Source organism: Citrobacter sp. Cf072, from assembly GCF_030334485.1.
Classification (GTDB): domain Bacteria; phylum Pseudomonadota; class Gammaproteobacteria; order Enterobacterales; family Enterobacteriaceae; genus Citrobacter; species Citrobacter freundii.
The window spans coordinates 1-3,106 of sequence record NZ_JAOWDX010000042.1 but is presented as its reverse complement, the minus strand read 5'-3'; the positions used below and the strand labels follow the sequence as shown (position 1 = coordinate 3,106).

Annotated in this window: 3 protein-coding genes; 1 reads left to right on the top strand and 2 read right to left on the bottom strand. The window is 48.9% G+C overall.

All coding sequences use genetic code 11. From position 1 onward, the window contains the following. Positions 1 to 48: 48 nt before the first annotated feature. Positions 49 to 768, bottom strand: a complete 720-nt coding sequence (locus OGX66_RS07995; RefSeq protein ID WP_088902777.1) for a (Fe-S)-binding protein — start codon at positions 766 to 768, stop codon at positions 49 to 51. Between the two features lie 581 nt (positions 769 to 1,349). Between OGX66_RS07995 and OGX66_RS07990 the strand changes: the two genes are divergently transcribed. Then, the gene (locus tag OGX66_RS07990) at positions 1,350 to 2,903 is read left to right on the top strand and encodes an L-lactate permease (protein WP_003837161.1); all 1,554 of its coding nucleotides are present in this window, start codon (positions 1,350 to 1,352) and stop codon (positions 2,901 to 2,903) included. Here OGX66_RS07990 and OGX66_RS07985 read toward each other — a convergent pair. Continuing rightward, a partial coding sequence (locus OGX66_RS07985) for a hypothetical protein (RefSeq protein WP_286511321.1) occupies positions 2,865 to 3,106 on the bottom strand: 242 nt, incomplete at its 5' end. The two genes, OGX66_RS07990 and OGX66_RS07985, sit on opposite strands and share 39 nt — an antisense overlap.

Sequence of the window (3,106 nt, the reverse complement as noted above, 5' to 3'; positions counted from 1 at the left end):
CGCAGTTTAAATTCTACATCGCTGGTTTTTATCGACATCTCTTTCCCCTCAGCGGCTCATCAGCACTTCAGCAATATGCATCACTTTGACCGGCTGGCCTTCGCGTTGCAGTCGGCCGCCAATATTCAGCAGGCAGCTGACGTCAGCGCCGATCAAAAACTCCGGCTTCGCATCCATCAGATGTAAAACTTTCTCTTTCACCATCTCGCCGGAGATCTCGGCCATCTTGACCGAGAACGTCCCGCCAAAGCCGCAGCAGGTGTCCTGATCGGCAAACGTCAACAGCTCCAGTCCGCGCACGTTTTTCAGCAGCGTGAGCGGCTCTTCCTTCACCCCCAGTTTGCGGGTCAGGCTACAGGAAGGATGATACACAGCGCGGCCCTGCAGGCTGGCACCCACGTCCACCACGCCCAGTTTGTTGACGATAAAAGAGGTGAGATCCTGCATACGTCCGGCAACCTTCTCGGCGCGCAGCGCCCATGCGGGCTCATCCGCCAGATACGTCGGGTAGCTTTTTACCGCGTAGGTGCAGGAGCCTGCCGGGGAGATAATCGGATCGTCGTTGTCTTCCAGGGCGGCGATCAGGTTTTTCATCCCGGGGATCGCCTCTTTGATGTAACCGCTGTTGATGGCTGGCTGACCGCAACACCCTTGCTTCTCGGGGAAATTAACGCGACAACCCAGTTTTTCCAGCAGCAATACGGAGTCTCGTGCCATCCGTGATTTCAGTGCGTCACCAATACAGGTGACAAAGAAATTTACATTCACAATAACTACTCCATTGCTTCATTTCTGTTTATTGCGCTTGATATCGCGATATCAAACAAATGTTCATTCGTATTTCATGCCCAGTTTTTCTGTTTGCTGGTTTTACCAATACCTGGGTTCATGGTGATGCTCTGATCGTTTTCCTTTGATGACGACTCTCCTCTTCTTATATCAGGACAATCGCAAATGTCTGTATTTTCATTTGTATGACAAAACCAAATAATCCCCTAATCGACTCGCACATGCAATACCCTGGTTTATTTATTTCGGCCTCGCTCACATTTTTATATTGGAAACCACAGCGTTATTAACACCTTAGAAAACAGTTTCAGGTGATTACCACTGTTGTCACTACCATTATTAAAAAGTTTATTAAATAACTACTTATAGGTATTCAATCGGCACTTAAGTATATTTACCCGGCATTGGATTTTAATTAAAAGATTACAATAGTTACAAAACTACAAATCATAATTACTTTATTCACTGAAGCGATTCAGTTTGCATACTTTATTAGAACAGCAATGTAGCCTCCCCACCATAAATATAAATCAGGTTTAATGAACCAATTGGGAATAGCAATGAACGAATATTTTATGTTTGCCCTGGCACTCTCTCCGTTACTACTGATGGTATTTTTAATATTGAAATTGAAAATGCCCATCCATTATTCAGTACTGATCTCTTTGGTATTCACCGCTGCACTATCGGCAATATTCTGGGAAATGCCCGTACAAAATCTAAAAGCCGCGATAGGCTATGGCGCGCTGAAGGGATTATGGCCGATTGTGATCGTGATCCTCGGCGCTATCTTCAGTTATAACGTCATGCAGGCGACCAAAGCGCTGGATATTCTGCGCGATATTCTCGCCAGTATAAGCGAAGATAAGCGTATTCAGGTGCTGCTGATTTCATGGTGCTTTGGTGGATTTCTTGAAGCCGCGGCGGGTTATGGTACAGCGGTCGCCATTCCGATCGGCATTCTTATCGCACTGGGTTTCAATCCGCTGAAGGCGGCGATTGCCTCTCTGGTGGCAAATACCGTTCCCACTGCATTCGGCGCGGTCGGGATCCCGGTTTCTATTCTGGCAGAACAGGTTAACCTGCCGGTTTATACCTTAGGCGGAACCATTATTCTGCAGCTCGCGCTGTTTAATATCCTGCTGCCGTTTGTGATTGTCTGCATTATTGGCGGCGGCCTGAAAGCCATTCGCGGCGTATTTCTGATCACGTTGATTTGCGGTATTACCACGCTGGTTCCGCAGTATTTTGTCGCTATTCATCTCGGTGCTGAATTACCCGCCTTTGCCGGTAGCCTGGTCAGCCTGTTTGCCGTGGCGATGGTTAGCCGTCTGCGCAAAGGGAAAACCGATCCCGAGTGGCGAATTGAAGTCAGCCATACCCGCGAAACCACGCCGCGCTCGGCAAAAGTGTTGTTCCGAGTTGGCTCTATTTATCTGTTTATTTTTGTGTTTATCCTGATGTGTTCGCCGCTTTTCCCGACGATAAAAGGCGCAGCCTCACAACTGGCCTCGGTGCTACATTTCACGTTGGCTGATGGCAAAACGATGGCATTGAAAGTTGAATGGGTGACCACGCCAGGGATGCTGATCATCTTTGCGACCATTATTGGTGGTTTTATTCAGGGAGCGTCCGCACGCGGGATGCTGGAAGTATTTATCAAAACGATTTTCCAGCTTAAAAACTCTATCGTCGCAATTATGGCGATCGTCGCGCTGGCCACGGTGATGGATCTCAGCGGGATTATCTCCACGCTGGCGCAGTCGATTGTCGATCTGACCGGCAGCTCGTACGTCTTCCTCGCCCCGGTGATTGGCGCGCTGGGCACGTTTGTTACCGGCAGCGATACCAACTCGAACATTTTGTTCGGAAAACTGCAAACCATTGCCGCCAGCAAACTGCATATCGATCCCAACTGGCTGGCAGCGGCCAATACCTCTGGCGCAACGGGCGGGAAAATGATTTCGCCGCAAAGCATCGCCATCGCGGTATCCGCCACAAAAATGGACGGTCAGGCCAACCAGATCATGTCTGGCACCATGAAATACTGCTGCGCCTATATCGTGATCCTCGGCTTAAAGGTTGGCCTCTTTTATTACTGGTTTATGGCGTAAGCCATTGTCAACCCCGTCAAATTTGCGGCAACCGTATTTGACGACGCGGTGACCAAAAAGGTTTACACCTCCCCGGGAACGGAACGAGGCGACAGACTTTACGATTTGTCGGCGCTGACTAAAATAGCGCCGATGTTTCAAATCGAGGATTGTTGTTATGTTGTTCTGGAAAAAGATGGTGAAGAAGTTCGACGCCTTTTCCG